Genomic DNA, 19810 nt, shown 5'->3' with positions numbered 1-19810 from the left:
AGACGGAGCCAACTTTAGCCTAGGCAAAGTGCCTACCAGAAAAGATGTACTCGCAAGCCTACTCGCTCAGCCCATCTCCGTCAAGGCAGGCGGTTGGTTATGCCACAAAGTGGCTGATGTCTAGTGAATCAAGGACTAGAGGAGAGCCCTGTTTTTGCCAGCCCAGCCGAAGCAAAAGCCCGGCAAGGCCAGCCAAATCTGAAGCAACTCTGTAAGTTCCCGGCACCTGCGCCGAGAATCGGCCAGCCTACCTAGTAGAAGGGATCCCAGCTTCCCACTTAGGTCAGCAAGACAGAGTCTTTGCTAGAAGCGAGGGATCCCTTGTTTCGGCGTTTCTTTGGGGAAGCCTCGTATGGTTCTTAGCTCTCCTCCCTCTGTCATGCCCAGCAGCGCCGAACGCGAGATGGCGCGGGATGTGCTCACCCTCTCCCGGCATGTCTTGCAGCAGTTTGGCAGCTTCACCGCCGAGGCCCAGGACTTCAGTGCTCTGATGAACCGCATTGCCCTGGCCGGCAAGATGATTGCCCGCCGCCTCAGCCAGGCAGGACTCATCGAGGGAGCGCTGGGCGTAACCGGCAACGTCAATGTCCAAGGGGAAGAACAGCAGCGGATGGACGAGTACGCCAACCGGGCCTTCATCCGCGCTTTGGAGCAGACAGGGCTAGTCTGTCGGCTGGTCTCAGAAGAGATGAAAACCCCGGCCCGCTTGCCGGAAAACTGCTCCCTCAGCCGCCTGGCGCTGCTTGTCGATCCCCTAGATGGCTCCTCCAATATCGAGGCCAACCTCAGCGTTGGCTCCATTTTCTCTGTCCTTCAGCCCCTGGAGGATCGCCCTGAGGCTGACCACCAAGATCTCCTCCAGCCGGGCCGCCGGCAACTGGCTGCTGGCTATATCCTCTACGGCCCCAGCACCCAACTGGTCTATTCCGTCGGCAAGGGGGTACATAGCTTTACGCTGGATCCCAGCTTGGGCGAGTTCATCCTCTCCCAAAGCGACATCCGCATTCCCGAACGTGGCTCCGTCTACAGCCTCAACGAGGGCTACTTCTGCCAGTGGAGCGAGGGGATCCAAAACTTCATCCGCTACGCCCATCGCCAAGGTAGCTATACCTCCCGCTACAGCGGCGCTCTGGTGGCGGATTTTCACCGCATCCTGTTGCAGGGAGGGGTGTATCTCTATCCCGGTACCCAGAAGAAACCCGAGGGCAAGCTGCGGCTGATGTACGAGGCCAACCCGCTGGCGTTTTTGGCCGAGCAGGCAGGAGGCGTGGCTACCACTGGCACCGAGGCCATCCTGGACATCGTGCCCCACTCTCTCCACCAACGGGTGCCCCTCATCATTGGCAGCCGCGAGAACGTGGAAGAGGTGCTGCGCTGTCTGGAAGGTTCTCTGCAGCCCTAGCTCCTCTCTCCCTATCCACCCAAGCTGAGCCGACTCTATGGTGGCCCTGGCGGAAAACCCCTTGCGCGTTGGCCTCAACCAAGAGCGCATTCCGGATCCTTGCATTCTGGTGCAGTTTGGCGCTTCCGGGGATCTGGCGGCCCGCAAGCTGATCCCGGCCTACTACCGGCTCTTTGTCCAGCGACGGCTGCCGCCGGAGTTTACCTTGGTGGGGGTGGCTCGCCGCGACTGGAGCCACGAGGCCTATCGGGACAAGATGCGGGCAGCCCTGAAGGAGTTTGCCCCCCAGGATCTGGGGCCAGAAGCCCTCTGGCAAGACTTTGCCAGCCGCCTGTTTTACTGTCGCCTGGATATTGGCGATGCCGAGGGCTACCTGCGCCTCAAGCAATTCCTCAGCGAATTGGACGAAGAGCGGGGCACCCGCGGCAACCGCGTGTTTTACCTGGCGGTGGCACCGGACTTCTATGCCCAGGCCCTCCAGCAGTTGGGGGCAGCGGGGATGCTGGCGGATCCAACCAGGACGCGGGTGGTGATTGAAAAGCCCTTCGGCCACGACCTCACCTCGGCCCAGGAGCTGAACCGCCTTGTGCAGCGCATCTGTCAGGAAGAGCAGGTCTACCGCATCGACCACTACCTGGGCAAAGAGACGGTGCAAAACCTGCTAGTCTTCCGCTTTGCCAACGCCATCTTTGAGCCTCTCTGGAACCGCAACTACATCGACCATGTGCAGATTACGGTAGCGGAAACGGTAGGGGTGGAGGATCGGGCCGGCTACTACGACGCTGCCGGCGCCCTGCGGGACATGGTGCAGAACCACCTAATGCAGATCTATTGCCTGACGGCCATGGAGCCGCCCGTCTCGTTGCGCGGCGATGGGGTGCGCAATGAAAAGACCAAAGTGCTGCAGGCCACCCGTCTGGCCGACACTCGCAACGTGGCAGCCGCAGCGGTGCGGGCCCAGTATGGCCCCGGCTGGATTAGCGGCAGGCCAGTGCCCGGCTATCGCCAAGAGCCCAATGTCAACCCCAACTCGCAGACCCCCACCTATGCCGCCCTGAAGCTGGAATGCGACACCTGGCGGTGGAAAGGGGTGCCCTTTTACCTGCGCACGGGCAAGCGCCTAGCCAAGAAGGTTTCCGAGGTGGCCATCTACTTTAAGCAGGTGCCCCTATCCCTTTTTCCTTCGGCCACGCGGGAGGTGAGCCCCAACATCCTGGTGCTGCGCATCCAGCCCAACGAGGGCATCTCCTTGCGTTTTGAGGCCAAGATGCCCGGGCCGGAGATCCGCACCCGCTCGGTGGAAATGGATTTTCGCTACGGGACAGCCTTTGGGTCGAGCGCGCCAGATGCCTACGAGCGCCTGCTGTTGGACTGCCTGCTGGGGGATCCCACCCTGTTTACCCGCGCCGACGAGGTGGAAGCTGCCTGGCGGGTGGTAACGCCCGTTTTGTCGGCCTGGGAGACGCCACCTGGCTATGATACCGCGCCGCCGCTGTACACCTATGAGGCCGGCACCTGGGGGCCCAAGGCTGCCGAAGACCTGCTGGCCCAGTCTGGGCGGCGGTGGCGACGTCTCTAGTTTCCTGCAGCAAAACCTGGCTCAGGTAGCGACTGGGGCTGATAAAGCGCCAAGGGGGCGAGAGCAGACATTTCAAACAGCGATTGCGGCTAACATGGGCATGGCCTGGTTTTGCGTGGGTATCATGCCGTCGCTGTCGTTCCGGTTTTGCCTAGCCTTGCCGGTGGGCCTTGCCCTTGTCTTGGGGATAGAGGGAGGGGATCCCGCGCGGGCTCAGGTCTTGCTCCATGTGCCCCTGCCCAATGGCGACTTGATGCAGGCCCAGGGGCTGCAACTGGCCACCAACGCGCTGCGGCTAGCCCAGTTTGGCCAGACCGAAGAGGCGTTGCGCCGCCTGCAACTGGCCGTGGCCATGGTGCCCACCTCTTCCGAGCTGCTCTACGCTTTGGGCAACGTCTATCTGGAGCTGGGGAACTCTGCCCAGGCCGTGCAGGTGCTGCAAAGGGCCCGCGCTCTGGCTCCCCAGGATGGGGATGTCCTCTACTCCCTGGGAGTGGCTTACTTGCGGCAGGGCAGCTACTTTGCCGCCGCCGAGGCCCTGGAACGGGCTGTTGCCTTGCAGCCGGATAACCCCAACGCCCGCTTTCAACTGGGCAATGCCTACCTCATGCTTGACCAATGGGATCCCGCCCGGCGGGAATATGAGAAAACCTTGGAGTTGGATCCCGCCTACTGGCCTGCTATGAACAACCTTGGCCTGGTGGACTACGAGCAAGGGGATCTGGAGGCGGCCATCGAGCGCTGGGAGCGCACCATCGAGATGAACGAGGCGGTGGCCGAGCCCTACCTGGCCCTGGCTACAGCCCTGTACGTTCGCGGCCAAACCCAGCGGGCGGAAGAACTGGGGGCCAAAGCCGTGCGCTTGGATCCCAGCTATGCCCGGCTAGAGGTGCTGCGGGAGAACCTGTGGCGGAATAACCTGCTGCGAGATGTGCAAGTTCTCCTGCGAACGCGGGCAGTGGTGGAGGCCCTACAGCAGGCTGCTGTGGACCGGTTCAACCGCCAGATGGGTCTTGCAGGAGAGTAGCCCGGGATCCCTCGGCCACTGGCTTTTGCAGCTTCTCAAGCTTGGCTCGGATCCGCTCGGCAATACCGACACTGTTGAGGCCAAGGTCTGCAAGAGACTCTTCACGGGTAGCATGTTCTACCCAAATGTCTGGCACCCCCAGGCGCAAAAGAGGCACCCGGATATCGGCATCCAGGAGGGCTTCCCCCACTGCCGAGCCAAACCCGCCCATGAGGCAGCCTTCTTCCACCGTCACCACCAGGCGGCTTTGTTCGGCTAGGGGCAGGATTAGCTCTGTATCCAGGGGCTTGGCAAAGCGGGCATTGACTACCGTCGTGGAGATGCCGTGCTCTTTGAGGATCTCCGCGGCCTGCAAGCTGGGATAGACCATCGACCCATAGGCCAGGACTAACACATCGCCGCCGCTGCGCAGCACCTCCGCCTTGCCAATGGGAATGGGCTCCCAGCCATCTTCCGCCAAGGGCACCCCAACGCCAGAGTCGCGCGGGTAGCGCATGGCAATGGGTCCTTGGGTGTACTGGATCCCGGTTACCACCATGCGCTGCAGTTCCGCTTCGTCTTTGGGGGCCATCAGCACCATCTCGGGGATGCAGCGCAGATAGGCGATGTCGTACATGCCCTGGTGGGTGGCGCCGTCAGGTCCAACCACGCCTGCCCGATCCAAGCAGAAAAAGACTGGCAGCTTTTGGAGGCAGACATCGTGGATAATCTGGTCGTAGGCCCGCTGCAGGAAGGTGGAGTAAATGGCCACCACCGGGCGCATCCCCTCACAGGCCATGCCAGCAGCCAAGGTGACCGCGTGCTGCTCCGCGATCCCCACATCCACAAACTGATCCGGCAGTTTTTCCTTGAGCTTGTCTAGGCCAGTGCCGGTGTCCATAGCTGCCGTGATGCCAATGATGCGGGGATCCCGCTCCGCCAGTTTGCAAAGGGTATGGCCGAAGACCTTGCTGTAGCTGGGGGGAGTGGGTTTAGTGGGAGGATAGGGTTTGCCGGTGGCCAGGTCGAAGCGGGATTGGGCGTGATAGCTTACCTGCTCAGCCTCTGCCGGTGGGTAGCCTTTGCCCTTGACGGTGGCCACATGCACCAGCACGGGCCCAGAGAGGCCATGGGCCAACTCAAAAGCATCCAACAACTCTGCCAGGTTGTGCCCGTCCACCGGCCCCACGTAGGTAAAGCCCAGCTCCTCGAAGATGATGCCGGCCTTGTTGTTCTGCACAGCAGTAACCAGCTTCACCGTCTCCTTCATGCGCTCAATTTCGGGGCTGAGACTGGAGCCAACTAGAGGCAGGTTCTTTAGTTGCTCCTCCAGGCTGTCGGCCAAAAATTGCACTGGCGGGCTGAGGCGCAGGCGGTTTAAATAGCGCGGGATCGCCCCCACATTGGGGGAAATCGACATGCCGTTGTCGTTGAGAACCACCATCAGGTTGGTCTTGGGCAAATGGCCGGCGTGGTTGATGGCCTCATAGGCCATGCCCCCGGTCAGGGCGCCGTCCCCGATGATGGCCACCACCTTGAAGTTTTCCCCCCGCCGGTCGCGGGCAATGGCCATACCCAAGGCTGCCGAGATGCTGGTGGAGGCGTGGCCGGCCCCAAAGTGGTCGAAGCGGCTTTCGCTGCGCTTCAGGTAGCCGGAGATCCCCCCCTTTTGGCGAATGGTGTGGAAGTTGTGATACCTGCCGGTGAGCATTTTGTGGGCATAGGCTTGGTGCCCCACATCCCAAATAACCTTGTCGCGATCCAGGTCAAGGGTTTTGTAGAGCGCCAAGGTCAGCTCCACCACCCCCAACCCTGGCCCTAGGTGACAGCCGACGGGAGAGTTGGCAGCCGTTTGCAAGTGTTTTTCGCGGATCTGGCGAGCTAAGCTGCGCAACTGGCTGAGGCTTAGGTTGCGGAGCTGGTTGGGATGAGTGATTTCACTCAGGTGCATAGGGGATCTGTCCTTCCGGTGTGATCTCACTCTAGATCATGGCTTTCCAAGAGGGCTTGGCTGGAGTCTTTTCAAAACTTCGCTGGATGTCTCCCGCTGCAGGGTTAGCATCGGACAAAGGCCCCGCTTTTCGAGGTTGCCTGCCCATGAGGATTGCCGACAACATCACCCAACTCATCGGTCGCACGCCGTTGGTGCGGCTCAACCGGATCCCGCAGGCGGAGGGATGCCTGGCGGAGATTGTGGTTAAACTGGAGAGCTTCAACCCGGCAGCCTCGGTAAAAGACCGCATTGCCGTCAGCATGATCGAGGCAGCTGAGCAAGCCGGTTTAATTTCCCCCGGCAAGACCATTTTGGTGGAACCCACCTCCGGCAACACGGGCATTGGCTTAGCTATGGCGGCAGCGGCCAAGGGCTACCGGCTCATCATCGTCATGCCTGAGAGCATGAGCCTGGAGCGGCGGCTGCTGTTGAAGGCCTACGGGGCAGAGGTGCATCTAGCCAGCAGCGCCGGTGGCATGGGAGAGGCCATTTGGAAGGCGGAAGAGATCGTGCGCCGCACCCCCAATGCCTACATGCTGGGCCAATTCACCAATCCGGCCAACCCCCAAATCCACGCCCGCACCACCGGCCCCGAGATCTGGGAGGACACCGATGGCCAGGTGGACATCCTGGTAGCGGGGGTGGGCACTGGCGGCACCATTACCGGGGCGGGCGAGTTTCTCAAGAGTAAGAAACCTTCCATTCGGCTAGTGGCCGTCGAGCCCAAGGCAAGCGCGGTTCTAAGCGGGGGACGGCCCGGCTTTCACCGCATCGAGGGCATCGGGGCAGGGTTTGTGCCGGAGGTGTTGCGGCGGGATCTCCTGGATGAGGTGATTGCCGTAGACGACGAAGAAAGCATGGTCTACAGCCGCCGCCTGGCCAGAGAAGAAGGGATCCTCTCCGGCATTTCCACTGGGGCAGCCCTGGCTGCCGCTATCCAGGTGGGGCGGCGACCGGAAAACGCCGGCAAGCTAATTGTGATGATCCAGCCCAGCTTTGGCGAGCGCTACCTCAGTACGCCTCTCTTCCGCGACCTGGAGCGAGAGTCGGACTCGCGGCTGCCGCAGTCTTTGGTTAGGTAGTCAAAACTCGCCAGCTAGGGCCGCTACGCAGCGCTCACACAGCTCTGGATGTTCGGCAAATTCCCCCACCCGAGGAGAGTAGTTCCAGCAGCGCACGCACTTTTTGCCCTCTGCCCGCTGAACGACAACCTGCAGCTCCGCCGCCTCAGTCTCTGCCTTGATGAGCTCCACCTGGGAAGTGATAAACAGGTAGCGCAGCTCGGCGGCCCGCTCTTCCAGAAGAGCGTACAGGTGGGGATCCGCCACCTTGAGGATGAGCTTGGCTTCGGTGGAAGCGCCGATGAGCTTGTCGGTGCGCGCTTGTTCCAGCGCCTTGTTCACCTCCTGCCGCACTGCCCGCAGCTTTTCCCAAGTGGCAGCTAGCTGGGGATCCCGCCACTGCTCCGGCAGTCGCATCCAGCCCCCTTCAAACACCGAACGGGTGGGCTTGGGGTAGGGCAGGTAGCTCCAGATCTCTTCTGCGAGGTGGGAAAGCACTGGGGCGATGGCCTTGGCCAAGTTCTCCAGCACCAGGGACAGCACCGTCTGACATTGCCGCCGCCGCAGGCTGCGGGCGTGACTGATGTAGAGGCGATCCTTGCCAATATCCAAGTAGAAGTTGGAGAGATCCACCACGCAGAAGTTCTGAACCGCTTGGAAAAAGCGGTAGAACTGATAGCTGTCAAAAGCTTCGGTGATCTCCTCTCCCACCTCCTTTAGGCGGTGCAGGAGGTAGCGATCCAACTCGGTCAACGCTTCAAAGGGAACGGCATCCTGGGCCGGGTTAAAGTCATAGAGGTTGCCTAGCAGAAAGCGGGCTGTGTTGCGGATCTTGCGGTACACATCTGCCATCTGCCCCAGAATGGTCTTGCCCAGGGGCACGTCGCCGGAGTAGTCCACGCTGGAAACCCACAGTCGCAGCACATCGGCCCCGTAGGCGGGATCCGTCTGAGGGTCGCTGCCGCCGTTGATGAGCACCAGGGGATCGATGACGTTGCCCAAGGACTTGCTCATCTTCTGGCCCTTTTCGTCCAGCACAAAGCCGTGGGTGAGCACCGCCTTGTAGGGGGCACAGCCATTGACCGCCACTGAGGTCAGCAAGCTGGACTGGAACCAACCTCGGTGCTGATCCGAACCCTCCAGGTAGAGATCCACGGGGTAGCCTAACCCGCGCGCCTGGGCCACCGCCGCCCAGGAAGAGCCGGAGTCAAACCAAACATCCATGGTGTCCGTGCCCTTGCGGTAGGTGCGGCCATTGCGGCGGTACTGCTCCGGCAGCAATTCTTCTACTGGGCGCTTCCACCAAGCGTCAGATCCCTCTTGGGCAAAGATGGCCTTGATGTGGTCAATGGTTTCGGCAGTCAGCAGAGCCTCGCCAGTCTCCTCGTCATAGAAAACAGGGATGGGCACCCCCCAGGCCCGCTGGCGGGAGATGCACCAGTCGGAGCGCTCCTTGACCATGGCGGTGATGCGGTTTTCCCCTTCCGGCGGGATCCACTTCACGGTTTTGATGGCCTGCAGGGCCAGCTCCCGGAAGCCGGCTACGGACGCAAACCACTGCTCGGTGGCCCGGAAGATGGTGGGTTCTTTGGTGCGCCAGTCATAGGGATATTTGTGGCTGTAGGGCTCCTCCTTGAGCAGGGCACCGGCAGCCTGCAAAGCCTTAATCACGGCCAGGTTGCCGCTGGTCTCCGGTTCTTTGGAGAGGACATCTAGCCCGGCAAACTGGGGGCCGGCTTCTGCTGTAAACCTCCCCTGCTCGTCCACGGGGCTGAGGATGGGCAGGCCGTACTTTTGGCCAGTTTTGAAGTCTTCTTCCCCATGCCCTGGCGCCGTGTGGACAATGCCGGTGCCGGACTCGGTGGTCACATAGTCTCCCAAAACACAGAGGCTAGGGCGGTCAAAGAGGGGGTGGCGTCCCTGGCAGTATTCCAGAGCGGATCCCGGCAGGGTGGCCTTGACCTCCAAGGGAGTCTCCAGGACTTTTTCCAGCCGCTGCCGCAAAGCGGCGGCAATGAGCAGCAGGCCGAAGCGGGGAGACTCCACCACCGCGTAGGTAAGCTTGGGGTTAAAGCAGAGAGCCAGGTTGGCCGGGATCGTCCAAGGGGTAGTCGTCCAGATGGCCGCCCGCAGGCCTGGCAGGAAGGGCTCTAAAACCGGCCGCGCCGCCGGGCTGAGGCTTTGCAAGGGAAAAGCCACGTAGATGCTGGGGGAGATGTGGTTGTCGGGATATTCCAGCTCCGCTTCTGCCAGGGCCGTCTGGGAGCTGGGGCTCCAGTGGACGGGCTTGAGGCCGCGGTAGATGTAGCCCTTGAGAACCATCTGGCCAAACACCTCGATCTGGGCCGCCTCGTACTCCGGCGATAGGGTCAGGTAGGGCCGATCCCAATCTCCCCATACCCCCAGCCGCTGAAAACTGGCCCGCTGCACGTTGACGTAGTGCAGGGCGTACTCTCTGGCCTTTTGCCGCAGTTGCAGGGGGGTGAGGCTCTGCCGCTCCTGGGGGGAGAGGCTTTGCAGCACTTTCAGCTCGATGGGCAGGCCGTGGCAGTCCCAGCCAGGTACATAGCGCACCTTGCGCCCTCGCAGGAGGTGGTACTTGTTGACGATGTCCTTGAGGATCTTGTTGAGGGTGGTGCCCATGTGGATGTCGCCATTGGCATAGGGTGGCCCATCGTGCAGGACAAAGGGATCCCCCGGATTGGTTTCCGACAGACGCTGGTAGATCTGTTCTTCCTGCCAAAAAGCCTGGATGGCGGGCTCTCTCTTAGCGGCCTCCGCCCGCATGGGAAACTGAGTCTGCGGCAGGTTGAGGGTACTCTTGTAGTCCACGGCAACTTGAGCAGGCTAAAGGGCGTTTTTCTATCCTACGCCGTTGCCTGGTTCTCAGTCGTGTTCTAGGCTTCCTCTCCCTGGCCTGAGGGAAAGGGATCCAGACGGCCACCTCGGCTTTCTGCCAGGAGTCTGGCTTGCTTGGGGTTCCTTTCTCTTAGGGTTGAACGGTAAGGCGCCGGCTCTCGACAACCAGGCCACTTTGGTTAACCAGCATCACCGAGATCCACTCAGCACCCGCTTCTGGGGGGGCATCCGCCTGCAGGAAGATCCCGCCCGCCTGCAGAGGTTCGAGGGCAAACGAAGTGACATCCAGGTAGCTTGCTCCGGCAACGGGCCGCTCCGCCACAGCGCCCAACAGCAAAGATTGGGTGAGGGGCTCGGCCACAATGGCCTGCAGCGAGTAGGTGGATCCCGGCTTGACCACCTCCGGCAGCTTGAAAGTAACGGTGGGGGGTGCTGAGCCGGAGGTGAGCGTGCTCGACTCCCGCAGCACTTCTTGCTCTACCAGCAGCAGTTGTCCTGGATTGGCGGCATCCGGGCGGTAGCGGTTGCGCACCAGGACGGAAGCCTTTACCTGAAACTCCCCCCGCCCCGAAGCCTGGGATCCCTGCACTTGGCTAGCAATCTCAGCTACAATCTCAGGGCCTATCTGCCGCCAGGAGACAATTTGGGCGGAGTAGGTCAGCTCAGGATGCGCGTCCCACAGCTTGCGAATGGCCTCTTCCACCCCCTGCCGATCCAACCCGTCGCGGTGGCGGAAGTCGGGGCTGTAGCCGGCCATCACCTTCGGCAAGTCCCGTCGGTTAGCCGCGGCTATTTGCTCGTTCAGCCACTCGACCAGAGCCGCTGGCGCAGGGGCAGAAACCTGCCTTTGCAGCCCGCTTTCTAGCGGCGGGGGAGTCTGGGCCAGCACTTTGCCTGCAAGCGGGATCCCCCAGCTCAAACTCAAGGCAAGGGGCCAGAGCAGTTGGGAAAAGGCGGATCGAGAGCTCAAACTGTGGGCCTCCGGCGGGCAGGTCTGCGCTTAGTTTAGCCTGTCCGGGTAGGGATCCGGCCCAACTTGGCCGAGCGGCTATCCACACCCCTAAAGCCCGGTTTATTCTGGAGATTGGGTTGCATCGGCGAGGTTCCATGGCGTCCCCTCACTCTCCTGCTTTCTTGGCTTTGGTCAACGAGGCCAAAAGCCGCATCCAAGAGCTGACCGTCGAGCAAGTCAGGCAGAAACAACGGCAAGGGGATCCCTTCTACCTAGTCGACGTGCGGGAAGAATCGGAGTGGCAGGCAGGTCGCATTGCTGGCGCCATTCACTTGAGCAAAGGCATTATTGAGCGGGACATCGAGAAGGTGATCCCAGACAAAGAGGCGGAGATTGTCCTCTATTGTGCTGGTGGGTTTCGTTCAGCCTTAGCAGCCGATAACTTGCAGAAGATGGGCTACCGCCGCGTGTTTTCGATGGACGGCGGCATCCGCGCCTGGCGAGAGGCTGGCTTTCCCGAAGAGTGCTAGAAATTCTTGCTCAGCTTTCCCAAGGAGAAAGGGGACGTCTGTAACATGGTCTCTAGGGCCGATAGCGTGGACTCTTCCGTTGCCTCTGCCATGCCTCAAACCTTGCCCCGCCTGGAGATTGCTGCCCGTTTGCAGCAGCTGCGCCAGCTTTTGCAAGAACAGAATTTGGATGGGTTTTGGGTGCCCTCCGCCGATGAGCACCTCAACGAGTACCTGCTGGAGTATCGCAAGCGGCGGCAGTGGATCACGGGTTTTACTGGCTCGGTGGGCGATGCTTTGATTAGCCGGGACAGGGCTTGGCTGTGGGTAGATCCCCGCTACCACGAGCAGGCCGAGCGGGAGGTGGATCCCAACCTGTTTACGGTGATCAAAGGCGGTCTGCCGGATCAGCCCAGCCTGATGGAGATTGTAGAGGAGTTAGGATCTGGCTTTCGCCTGGGGGTGGATCCCTTTACGGTGTCCGTAGCCACCTACCGCCAGTTACAAGCCCACGCCCAAGCCGGGGGAGTGCTGCTGGTGCCGGTTCGCGAAAACCCGCTAGATAAGCTGGCCAAGGAATCTAGCCAACCTCTTTTGAAACAACCCATCTATCCTGTCCCTGCCCAGCTCTGCGGGGCCACCCCCAGCGACAAGCTGGCTCAGGTGCGCCAGGAGATGCGCCGCAAGCGGGTAGGCCTGTTGCCCTTAACCAAGTTGGACCAGGTAGCCTGGCTATTGAACCTGCGTGGCTCTGACATCCCCTACAACCCGGTGTTCCGCGCCTACGCGCTGGTTGCCCTGGAGAGGGTTGCCCTCTTCACAGATCTGGAGCGCCTTACTCCCTCGGCTCGGCAAGTGCTGGCCGAAGCGGAGGTAGAGCTCTGGCCCTACGAGGCTTACCCGGAACAACTGCCCCAGTGGGCCGAGCGCTACGGGCCGGTGGGATTGGATCCCAAGCAGACCACTCAGGGCACGCAAGAGCTGCTGCACGGGATCCCCTGTCGCGAGCTGGATCACCCCGTGGATGTCCTCAAGGCGGTCAAAAACCCCACCGAGCTGGAGCAGATGCGGCTAGCCAACCGCAAAGCCAGCCGGGCCAAGATCCGCACGCTCGCCTGGATCGACCGGCAGATCCAAGCAGGGATCCCCATCAGCGAAGCCGATGTGGCAGCCACCCTGGAGGCCCACTACCGCGAGGAAGGGGATTGGGTTGGCTTGAGCTTTAACACCATCGCTGGGGCCGGGGCCAATAGCTCTATCGTTCACTACGGCACCCCGGATCCTCAGAAGCTGCTGCAGCCAGGCGAGTTGTTTTTGTTGGACTCGGGATCCCACTACCTGGGGGGCACTACCGACGCTACCCGCACCCTCTGGATTGGCTCGCAACCCGCGGATCCCTTGTGCAAGCGGCGCTACACCGAGGTGCTCAAAGCCCACATTCACTGCGCCCGCCAGATCTTCCCCCCCGATACCTACGGCCTCTCTTTGGATGGCATTGCCCGCTCCAGCCTCTGGCAGGCAGGGCTAGACTACGGCCACGGCACTGGCCACGGCGTCGGCGCCTTTTTGAACGTCCACGAGGGGCCCAATGGGATCCACCGCCGCGCCAGCACCCCCTTCAAGGTAGGCATGATCACCAGCATCGAGCCAGGTTACTACCAGCCAGGCTGGGGCGGGATTCGCCTGGAGAACCTCTACGAGGTGGTTGCCCTCCCCGAGCCAGAGGGCTGGATGGGCTTTCGCTCTCTGACGTGGATCCCTTTTGACAGGCGTTTGATCGATTGGGATCTCCTAGACGCGGCACAGCGGGCTTGGCTGGATGAGTATCACCGCCAGGTTTACGCCCTGCACCAGGCCAGTCTCTCAGAAGAGGATGCCTCTTGGCTAGAGTGGGCCTGCGGTCTTGCCAGCTAGCCGTTATGCCACGGGTCTTGCCGCTAGCGCAAGCTCTCGCAAACCACAGCTTGCAAGGAGCAAGTTTCCTGGATGCAGCCCCAGCTAACTAGAGCAGGCGGGCTGCTTTTACGAGTTTGGGGTACTGGATTAGGAGCAGAGACTGTTGGTCTGGCAGGGGCTGAATGATCCCCTGCTGCTGCAAGCGGTTCAGCACTGCCGCCACTGTTTCCTGGTTAACCTGGCTGAGGTCGGCCAAATCCTGGAGGGGCGGGTAGATGATGCGCACTCCCTGCTCAGTCTTCTCGCCAAAGGCTTCCGCCAGTTGCACCAGCGCATGCACCACCCGCACAGGAGGGCTCTGTTGCTCCAGGTCGGCCTGCAAATTCGCTAGGCGCAGACGGCGGGAGAGGCTGCGAGCCAGTTGGTAGCACAGGCGCGGCTCCTGCAGCATCAGCGTCTTGAAAGTTGCCGCTGGGATCCCGGCAGCCCGCACCGAGGTTAAGGCCAGCACATCCCGCGAGCGGGGCGCTTCGTCCAACACCGCCATTTCCCCTACCCAGGCGCCGGGCCCGAGTAGAGCTAGGGTTTGGGCGCTGTCCCAGGTTCCTTCGGCGGTGTGGATCCGCAGAGCTCGCCGCACCTTGACCCAGCCAGATAGGATCAAATAAACAACGCTGCCCCAGGCATCCTGCATCAAGAGCGCCTGCCCTGCTGGGATGTCCCGCAGCTTTACCTGGGATCCCAGCCACTGCAAAGACGTGGCCGAAAGTTCCGCCAGCGTCGGCACTGCCTTGAGCTCAGAAAGAACAGCAGCGGCGTCGGAAGTCATGCCAGATCGGGCGTCTACTCTACCGCAAGCTCACTGTAGCCCAGTTGCCAGCCCAAGAGCTATCCTGCAAGGGTACTCTCGCCAAAGATAGGAAGGGAACCCGGTTGTCCTGAATTCGTCTCTCAAGTAGAGGTTCCGGTTGGGAGGGGATCTCTTTCTGGGGATGCTTATGGATGCTGCCCTCAGCAACATCAGCGGCCAGTGCTGGTCAGCCTCACTGAGGAAGGAGCCTGTGCTGCCAGAAAAGCTTGCCGATCGGGAGCTGGTACTGCTGTGTCAGCAGGGATCCCGGCCCCACCGCGAGGCCTTTGCCGAGCTCATACGCCGCTATCAGGCCTACGTAGATAAGGTTCTCTACCATCTTGCGCCCAACTGGCCGGATCGCCAGGACTTGGCCCAGGAAGTTTGGATCCGGGCCTACCGCAACCTCAAACATCTGCAGGAGCCAGCAAAGTTTCGCAGTTGGCTGGGGCGGATTGCCACCAACCTGGTTTACGACGAGCTGCGCAAGCGCAGGCGCCAGCAGCAACCCCTCTCTTTGGATGCCTCGATTTCCACGCAAGAGAGTGAGATGGAATGGGAGCTGCCCAGCAGTAGCCCAAGCCCCCACGACCACCTCGCCACCTGCGAGTTTTACGAGCGATTGCACCAAGCCGTCCACGACCTGCCTGAGGCCTTTCGCCAAGCCATCCTGCTGCGAGAAATTCAGGGGATGGCCTATGAGGAAATTGCGGAGATTACGGGGGTATCTCTGGGTACTGTTAAATCCCGCATTGCCCGGGCCCGCGCCCGCTTGCAGTCCATCCTGAAGCCCTACCTCAATGGCGAATGACTATGTTTTGCCCCAACCTCAACCCCGACCGCGAGGATGCCGCCTCCCCTCCCCCCGCGGAGCTGCCGCCGGTGGAGGAGCGCTTTGAGCAGCTAAGCGCCTACCTGGATGGAGAACTGTCCCCCCAGGAGGCGCGACAAGTGGAGGACTGGCTAGCCAGCGATCCCCAGGCGCAGCAACTGTACAGCCAACTGTCGGCCTTACAGGCCGGTTTGGCTAACCTCAAGGTGCCAACCCTGGATCCCGTTCAGACGGAGCTGCTGATTAGCCGTGTGTTCGAGAAGCTGGATCGAGGGCCAGAGGTTGCTCTGGGCTGGCGGCGGTGCAGCGGCTTTCCTTGGCGACAAGTGGCAGCAGCCGTGGTAGCCCTGGCGGGAGCGGGCTGGGCGGGCTGGCGCTGGCTGCACCCTCAGCCGTTGGTGTCTCTGGAGGATCCGCCAGTGCGGGTGGCAATTGTGCCCGCCTCTGCCTGGGTTGCCCAACGCTATCTATTTGAGCCAGGACAGAAGCAAGACGCCTACTCAATTTTATTCGAGTCGCTGCCCAACTCCCCAACCGACTTGAGCTGGGAGTGAGCTAATTGGCTTGAGCTAGCTTGAAGTGAGGAACACAGGGTGAGAACAGCGGTTTGCCAAGCTTGGGGGCTAGCAGTTTGTCTTTGGCTGGGCAGTCTGGGATCCTGGCCAGCCCAGGCAAACCCCAGCGCCTTGAAGTCCGCTTCCCAGCCCACTCCGCCGCCGGCCAGCTCTCAGGCTCCTGCTCGAAAAAACCAGCCGCCCTCTGGTGAGATAGAGCTTTCCCCTTTCCCCAACTTCCCCCTTCTCAAAGAGGTAGAAGCGCCTCCACCACCCTCGACTAAGCTGGGCATCGATTGGGCTCAGCTGCCCCTCCTTCCCGATCCCGAGCTGGCGGCAGAAATGGATAGGGAGTTTAGCCGCCGCCTAGCCCGCTTGAACCAGCAGATTGCCAGCCAACAAGACCGCCTCTACCGCCTTTTGCAAACCTGGGACGCCAACGTAGAGGACATTCGCCAGACCCAGGCCCAACTCAGCCAGTTGCGCCTCGAACGGGATCGCTTGGCTCTGGAGCACCTGTTGCTGCTGCGGCAGTTGCAAGAGAACTTCGCCCTGCCTCTACCGCGCCGCTCTGCCGCCAGCTCTCCCTAAAGTGGGGCCAGGCTATGATCAACGCAGGGCAACCAGTAACGAAGCTGATCCATGGCCCAAGTGCCGAGCAACCCCGAGATCGAGCAATTGGCCGCTGCCATTGGCAAGGAAGTTTACATCGATGTAGCCCGGTGGCACCTCTACCTGCGGGATGCCCACCTGCATACCGTTCTGGCGGAGCGGCTGGCCCCTCAGGTGATGGCAGGCAAGGTGGATGAGAATGCCGTCACGGAGATCCTGCAAGGGATCCCAGTGAAGGTGGGGGGCGGGCGCAAAGAGCTGCCTCTGGTGGATCTGCTGCCCATGCAAAGCCTGCTGAACCTGCTGGATGTGCTGGAGGAGTTCAGTCGCAAATGGGCTCAGTAGAGGGAGAGAAAGCATTGCACCAGCAACACCACTCCAAGCGGCCTAAGCAATCGCTGTCCCCGGCTATCACCTGGCTCTTGCTGCTGGGACTGCTGTCAGCTTGTCAGGGAACGGAGTGGGGAGAACGACTGGAACGGGCGGTGCGACCGGTGGATCTGTCTGTTCCTCCCTCTGCAGAGCAGCCGGCGACGCCAAGGCCTCTCTCAGAATTCCCCTCACCCTCCACCTCTCCCCCTGTTGCCTTGACACCTCTGCCAAGCCAAGTCAGCAGCCGCTTCACGGATCTGGAGCCCGGATCCCTAGTGGCCCAGTCGGTCTATTACCTGGATCGGCTGGGGATCTTTGCCGATATTGCTGGCAGCGAATTTCAGCCGCAGCGCAGCGTGCGTCGAGGAGAGTTTGCCCGCTGGCTGGTGCTAGCCAACAACGCCATTCACGCTGACGAGCCCAGCCGCCAAATCCGCATAGGATCCCCCTCGGAGCGCCCTCTTTTTTTGGATGTACCGGAGGAGGATCCCAACTTCCGCTACATCCAGGCCCTGGGAGCTGCCGGCATCGCTGCTGGGGATGCCAATCGCGAGTTTCGCCCCAACAGCCTGCTGTCGCGAGCCGAGTTAATTCGCATGAAGGTGCCTTTGGATTTGCCGCCCGGCCAGATCAAGGGATCTCGGGCAGAGCTGGAGGAGCGCTGGGGCTTTACCGATGCGGCGCAGATCCCCGACGAGGCTGTTGCTCCCCTAGTGGCAGATCGCAGCCTAGAGAATGCCTCCACGGTGTTGCGCACCTTCGGCCCCATCCGCACCTTTAACCCCCTCCAGCCAGTTAGCCGTGGGGAAGTGGCAATTGCCCTGTCTGCCTTTGGAGAGCGGACGGCTCAAGAGGCCGTAGCCCAGCTCTCGGCTCTCCCAAGTCCAACTCCTGCCGTCGAATCCTCTCCCCTGCCAGCCGAGCCGGAACCGACCTCTTCCCCCACTTCCGAACCCTCCCCTGCTGAACCTCCGGCAGTTACCCCAGGGGTAGGGAAAATCGTTACGCCCCGCGAGTCTCAACCCTGAAGTAGCGGGATCCCAGCAAGAGGTCGAGCCGCCCAATAGAATGGGAGAAGCCAGCTTTGGAAAAAGGGATTCCGGCGGTGTCTGCAACTGTTCCCGAAATTCGCTCTGAAGACCTGCTGCGCTACACCGTCATTGGGTCGCGGCGGCCCAGCGTTTACTTTTGGGCAGTGGTTCTGACGGCAGGGGGTCTGGGCTTTACCCTGGCTGGTCTTTCCAGCTATTTCCACCGCAATTTGCTTCCCTTTTCCGACCCTGCCAGCCTGGTGTTCATTCCCCAGGGCATTGCCATGCTCTTCTACGGCGTGCTCGGCTTCCTGGCAGGGTTGTACCAATGGCTGAGCCTGTACTGGAACTTGGGGGGCGGCTACAACGAGTTCAACCGCCGTACCCAAAAGATAACGCTGGTGCGGCAGGGCTTTCCGGGCAAAAACCGCGAAGTTCGTCTGGAGTATGACTTTGCCGAGGTGCAAAGCCTGCGGGTGGAGCTGCGAGAAGGCCTCAACCCCCGCCGAGCTATCTACTTGCGAGTGAAAGGACGCGGTGACATCCCCCTCACCGGCGTTGGGCAGCCGCCTTCTTTGGCCGAGATTGAAAACCAAGCCGCCGAAATTGCCCGCTTTCTTAATGTCAGCCTAGAGGGTATTTGAGGTTCGACTCAGTTGCAGACGGTGGCGGGGCAAGGCTGAAACGCTTAATTCCCCCTCCTACAGGGAGAGGGGTGGGGGCATTTTTAGGAATTGCGGCCCGAGTAGCTAGGGCAAAGCTGCAGGGCTGGCTGCCTCGGGAGCAAAAGCCTGGGCTGTCGGGAACCCCAAAAACGGGCTACGCTCCACTGCCTGAACAGAGAGGGTAAACAGTGGATTGGAGAGGATGCCAGCAAAGATGGTGGCCACTAGGGTCAACACCATGCCTACTCGCAGAGCCGGCATGCCCTCTGCCTGCCAGTCGGTCTCGGCGTAGTTTTGCACCGAAAGCGACATCTCCTGCGGCTCTTTCACCACCATGGTTTTCACCACTCGCACGTAGTAGTAGATGGAGATGACGCTAGTAACCAGGCCCACCAGCACCAGGGTGTATTCTCCTGCCTGCCAGCCAGCCCAGAAGAGATAGAGCTTGCCGAAAAAGCCGGCCAGTGGCGGCAGCCCGCCCAGGGAGAGAAGACAAATGCTAAGGCAAAGGGTGAGGAAAGGATCCTTCTGGTAAAGGCCACTGTACTCGTTGATTTCGTCAGTGCCGGTCTTAAGGCTAAACAGGGTGACGCACAGAAAGGCGCCCAGGTTCATGGCTAGATAAACCATCAGGTAAAAAATTAAGCTGGCGTAGCCCGCTTCCGTGCCTGCCACCAAACCAATCAAAACAAAGCCCGCCTGCCCAATAGAGGAATAGGCCAGCAGGCGCTTGAGGCGGGTTTGGGCAATGGCCACCACATTGCCCAGCACCATGGTCAAGATAGCCAGCACTGAGAGCACCGCCCGCCACTCTTCCGTCATGGCTGGGAAGACGGTAGCCAGAAAGCGAATGGCCAGGGCAAAGCCTGCCGCTTTGGATCCCACCGACAAAAAGGCCACCACCGGCGTCGGGGATCCCTCGTAGACGTCGGGAGTCCACTGGTGGAAGGGCACCGCCGCCAGCTTAAAGCCAATGCCCCCAAGGCAGAACACCAAGGCCAGGATCCCTGCTAGGCCAGCATTGGCCAGGTGGGGCGCGATGGCCGACAGTTGGGTTTGCCCCCCCGACAGGCCATAGAGCAGCGACATGCCGTAGAGGAAGATGGCCGTGCTGCTAGCGCCGGTCAGCAGGTACTTCAGGGCAGCCTCAGAGGAGCGCGGATCTCGCTTCGTGTAGCCAGCCATGAGGTAGCTGGCAATGCTCAGCGTTTCCAGCGAGACAAACACCATGATTAAATCCATCGCTCCCGCAAGGAACATTCCCCCCAAGGTGGCCGTGAGGAGCAGCACATAGAACTCGCCCGTGGGCGTGCCCGCCTGGCTGAGGTAGCGCTCCGCCATCATCACCGTCAGGGCTGCTGTCACCACCACCAGGCCACGGAAGAGAATGCTCACGGGATCCGCGGCAAAGCTGCCCAAGAAGCTCTCCAACTGGGGCTGCTGCCACTGCAGCACCAGGGGCACCAGGGCTCCCATCAACCCCAAGAGGGAAAGAGTTGGCAAACTTCTGCGCGCTGCCGACCCGCCTACCAGATCCACTGCCAGGACGAGCAACAGCGTGAGGGTGACCACCACCTCCGGCCAAATCGCGCCGGCATGCAGGTTTCCGGTTGGGGCGAAAACATCCATAGGAGAAA

The 19810-nt window shown here is 61.2% G+C and carries 17 protein-coding genes; 12 read left to right on the top strand and 5 right to left on the bottom strand.

The genetic code is table 11. The features are described from left to right. Positions 1–403: 403 nt before the first annotated feature. The 3 genes from fbp (at position 404) to NW804_RS01340 (ending at position 4008) form a co-directional block, all read left to right on the top strand. Positions 404–1402 carry a class 1 fructose-bisphosphatase gene (fbp, locus tag NW804_RS01350; RefSeq protein WP_414422676.1) on the top strand — a complete coding sequence of 333 codons (999 nt, stop codon included), beginning with the start codon at positions 404–406 and terminating at the stop codon, positions 1400–1402. Positions 1403–1439: 37 nt separating this feature from the next. After that, positions 1440–2981, top strand: a complete 1542-nt coding sequence (gene zwf, locus NW804_RS01345) for a glucose-6-phosphate dehydrogenase (protein WP_414422667.1) — start codon at positions 1440–1442, stop codon at positions 2979–2981. Between the two features lie 100 nt (positions 2982–3081). Continuing rightward, entirely contained in the window at positions 3082–4008 is a 927-nt protein-coding gene (locus NW804_RS01340; protein ID WP_414420537.1) for a tetratricopeptide repeat protein, read from the top strand. Here the strand turns inward: NW804_RS01340 and dxs are convergent. Continuing rightward, on the bottom strand, positions 3977–5938 hold the full coding sequence (gene dxs, locus NW804_RS01335) for a 1-deoxy-D-xylulose-5-phosphate synthase (RefSeq protein ID WP_414422666.1): 1962 nt from the start codon (positions 5936–5938) through the stop codon (positions 3977–3979). The genes NW804_RS01340 and dxs overlap by 32 nt on opposite strands. A 146-nt stretch (positions 5939–6084) precedes the next feature. On the opposite strand from dxs, the gene cysK reads away from it, so the two are divergent. Next, positions 6085–7062 carry a cysteine synthase A gene (gene cysK, locus NW804_RS01330; protein WP_414411352.1) on the top strand — a complete coding sequence of 326 codons (978 nt, stop codon included), beginning with the start codon at positions 6085–6087 and terminating at the stop codon, positions 7060–7062. Here cysK and ileS read toward each other — a convergent pair whose 3' ends face one another. Then, positions 7063–9828: an isoleucine--tRNA ligase gene (ileS, locus tag NW804_RS01325; RefSeq protein WP_414422675.1), complete on the bottom strand. Its 2766-nt coding sequence runs from the start codon at positions 9826–9828 to the stop codon at positions 7063–7065. Positions 9829–10030: 202 nt separating this feature from the next. Beyond that, positions 10031–10870: a hypothetical protein gene (locus NW804_RS01320; RefSeq protein ID WP_414422665.1), complete on the bottom strand. Its 840-nt coding sequence runs from the start codon at positions 10868–10870 to the stop codon at positions 10031–10033. A gap of 137 nt (positions 10871–11007) precedes the next feature. Between NW804_RS01320 and NW804_RS01315 the strand changes: the two genes are divergently transcribed. Together NW804_RS01315 and NW804_RS01310 are read left to right on the top strand one after the other, a co-directional pair. Next, positions 11008–11382 (top strand): rhodanese-like domain-containing protein, encoded by a 375-nt coding sequence (locus NW804_RS01315; RefSeq protein WP_414410604.1) that lies wholly within the window; start codon positions 11008–11010, stop codon positions 11380–11382. 66 nt (positions 11383–11448) lie between these two features. Next, positions 11449–13275 (top strand): aminopeptidase P family protein, encoded by a 1827-nt coding sequence (locus NW804_RS01310; protein WP_414422664.1) that lies wholly within the window; start codon positions 11449–11451, stop codon positions 13273–13275. Between the two features lie 88 nt (positions 13276–13363). On the opposite strand, the gene NW804_RS01305 is transcribed toward NW804_RS01310, so the two are convergent. Continuing rightward, positions 13364–14086 (bottom strand): Crp/Fnr family transcriptional regulator, encoded by a 723-nt coding sequence (locus NW804_RS01305; protein ID WP_414404881.1) that lies wholly within the window; start codon positions 14084–14086, stop codon positions 13364–13366. Positions 14087–14255: 169 nt separating this feature from the next. Between NW804_RS01305 and NW804_RS01300 the strand changes: the two genes are divergently transcribed. The 6 genes from NW804_RS01300 to NW804_RS01275 all read left to right on the top strand — a co-directional run bounded on the left by NW804_RS01300 (position 14256) and on the right by NW804_RS01275 (position 18152). Continuing rightward, positions 14256–14918 carry a sigma-70 family RNA polymerase sigma factor gene (locus NW804_RS01300; protein ID WP_414394390.1) on the top strand — a complete coding sequence of 221 codons (663 nt, stop codon included), beginning with the start codon at positions 14256–14258 and terminating at the stop codon, positions 14916–14918. Next, a complete protein-coding gene (locus tag NW804_RS01295) occupies positions 14915–15493 on the top strand; it encodes an anti-sigma factor family protein (RefSeq protein ID WP_414422663.1) in 579 nt (192 codons plus the stop codon). The genes NW804_RS01300 and NW804_RS01295 overlap by 4 nt, the downstream gene beginning before the upstream one ends. Positions 15494–15625: 132 nt before the next feature. After that, entirely contained in the window at positions 15626–16084 is a 459-nt protein-coding gene (locus tag NW804_RS01290; protein WP_414404879.1) for a hypothetical protein, read from the top strand. A 51-nt stretch (positions 16085–16135) separates the two neighbouring features. After that, a complete protein-coding gene (locus NW804_RS01285; RefSeq protein ID WP_414410600.1) occupies positions 16136–16450 on the top strand; it encodes a DUF3181 family protein in 315 nt (104 codons plus the stop codon). Then, positions 16438–17505, top strand: coding sequence for an S-layer homology domain-containing protein (locus NW804_RS01280; protein ID WP_414422662.1), 1068 nt, complete (start codon positions 16438–16440; stop codon positions 17503–17505). Before NW804_RS01285 ends, NW804_RS01280 begins: the two co-directional genes overlap by 13 nt. Before the next feature lie 77 nt (positions 17506–17582). Beyond that, the gene (locus tag NW804_RS01275; protein ID WP_414394097.1) at positions 17583–18152 is read left to right on the top strand and encodes a photosystem I assembly protein Ycf4; all 570 of its coding nucleotides are present in this window, start codon (positions 17583–17585) and stop codon (positions 18150–18152) included. Positions 18153–18257: 105 nt separating this feature from the next. Here the strand turns inward: NW804_RS01275 and NW804_RS01270 are convergent, their stop codons facing one another. Further along, entirely contained in the window at positions 18258–19802 is a 1545-nt protein-coding gene (locus tag NW804_RS01270) for an NAD(P)H-quinone oxidoreductase subunit N (protein WP_414422661.1), read from the bottom strand. Between the last annotated feature and the right edge of the window lie 8 nt (positions 19803–19810).

This window comes from Synechococcus sp. WC10meta (genome assembly GCF_047461475.1).
The sequence above is the reverse complement of the archived record's forward strand: the minus strand, read 5'-3'. Positions and strand labels throughout refer to the sequence as shown.

Bases quoted from the DNA above. Each gene is read 5' to 3' on its own strand.
- fbp (WP_414422676.1), top strand. From the start codon at position 404: ATGGCGCGGGATGTGCTCACCCTCTCCCGGCATGTCTTGCAGCAGTTT.
- zwf (WP_414422667.1), top strand. From the start codon at position 1,440: ATGGTGGCCCTGGCGGAAAACCCCTTGCGCGTTGGCCTCAACCAAGAG.
- NW804_RS01340 (WP_414420537.1), top strand. From the start codon at position 3,082: ATGGCCTGGTTTTGCGTGGGTATCATGCCGTCGCTGTCGTTCCGGTTT.
- dxs (WP_414422666.1), bottom strand. From the start codon at position 5,938: ATGCACCTGAGTGAAATCACTCATCCCAACCAGCTCCGCAACCTAAGC.
- cysK (WP_414411352.1), top strand. From the start codon at position 6,085: ATGAGGATTGCCGACAACATCACCCAACTCATCGGTCGCACGCCGTTG.
- ileS (WP_414422675.1), bottom strand. From the start codon at position 9,828: ATGCGGGCGGAGGCCGCTAAGAGAGAGCCCGCCATCCAGGCTTTTTGG.
- NW804_RS01315 (WP_414410604.1), top strand. From the start codon at position 11,008: ATGGCGTCCCCTCACTCTCCTGCTTTCTTGGCTTTGGTCAACGAGGCC.
- NW804_RS01305 (WP_414404881.1), bottom strand. From the start codon at position 14,086: ATGACTTCCGACGCCGCTGCTGTTCTTTCTGAGCTCAAGGCAGTGCCG.
- NW804_RS01300 (WP_414394390.1), top strand. From the start codon at position 14,256: ATGGATGCTGCCCTCAGCAACATCAGCGGCCAGTGCTGGTCAGCCTCA.
- NW804_RS01295 (WP_414422663.1), top strand. From the start codon at position 14,915: ATGACTATGTTTTGCCCCAACCTCAACCCCGACCGCGAGGATGCCGCC.
- NW804_RS01285 (WP_414410600.1), top strand. From the start codon at position 16,136: ATGGCCCAAGTGCCGAGCAACCCCGAGATCGAGCAATTGGCCGCTGCC.
- NW804_RS01280 (WP_414422662.1), top strand. From the start codon at position 16,438: ATGGGCTCAGTAGAGGGAGAGAAAGCATTGCACCAGCAACACCACTCC.
- NW804_RS01270 (WP_414422661.1), bottom strand. From the start codon at position 19,802: ATGGATGTTTTCGCCCCAACCGGAAACCTGCATGCCGGCGCGATTTGG.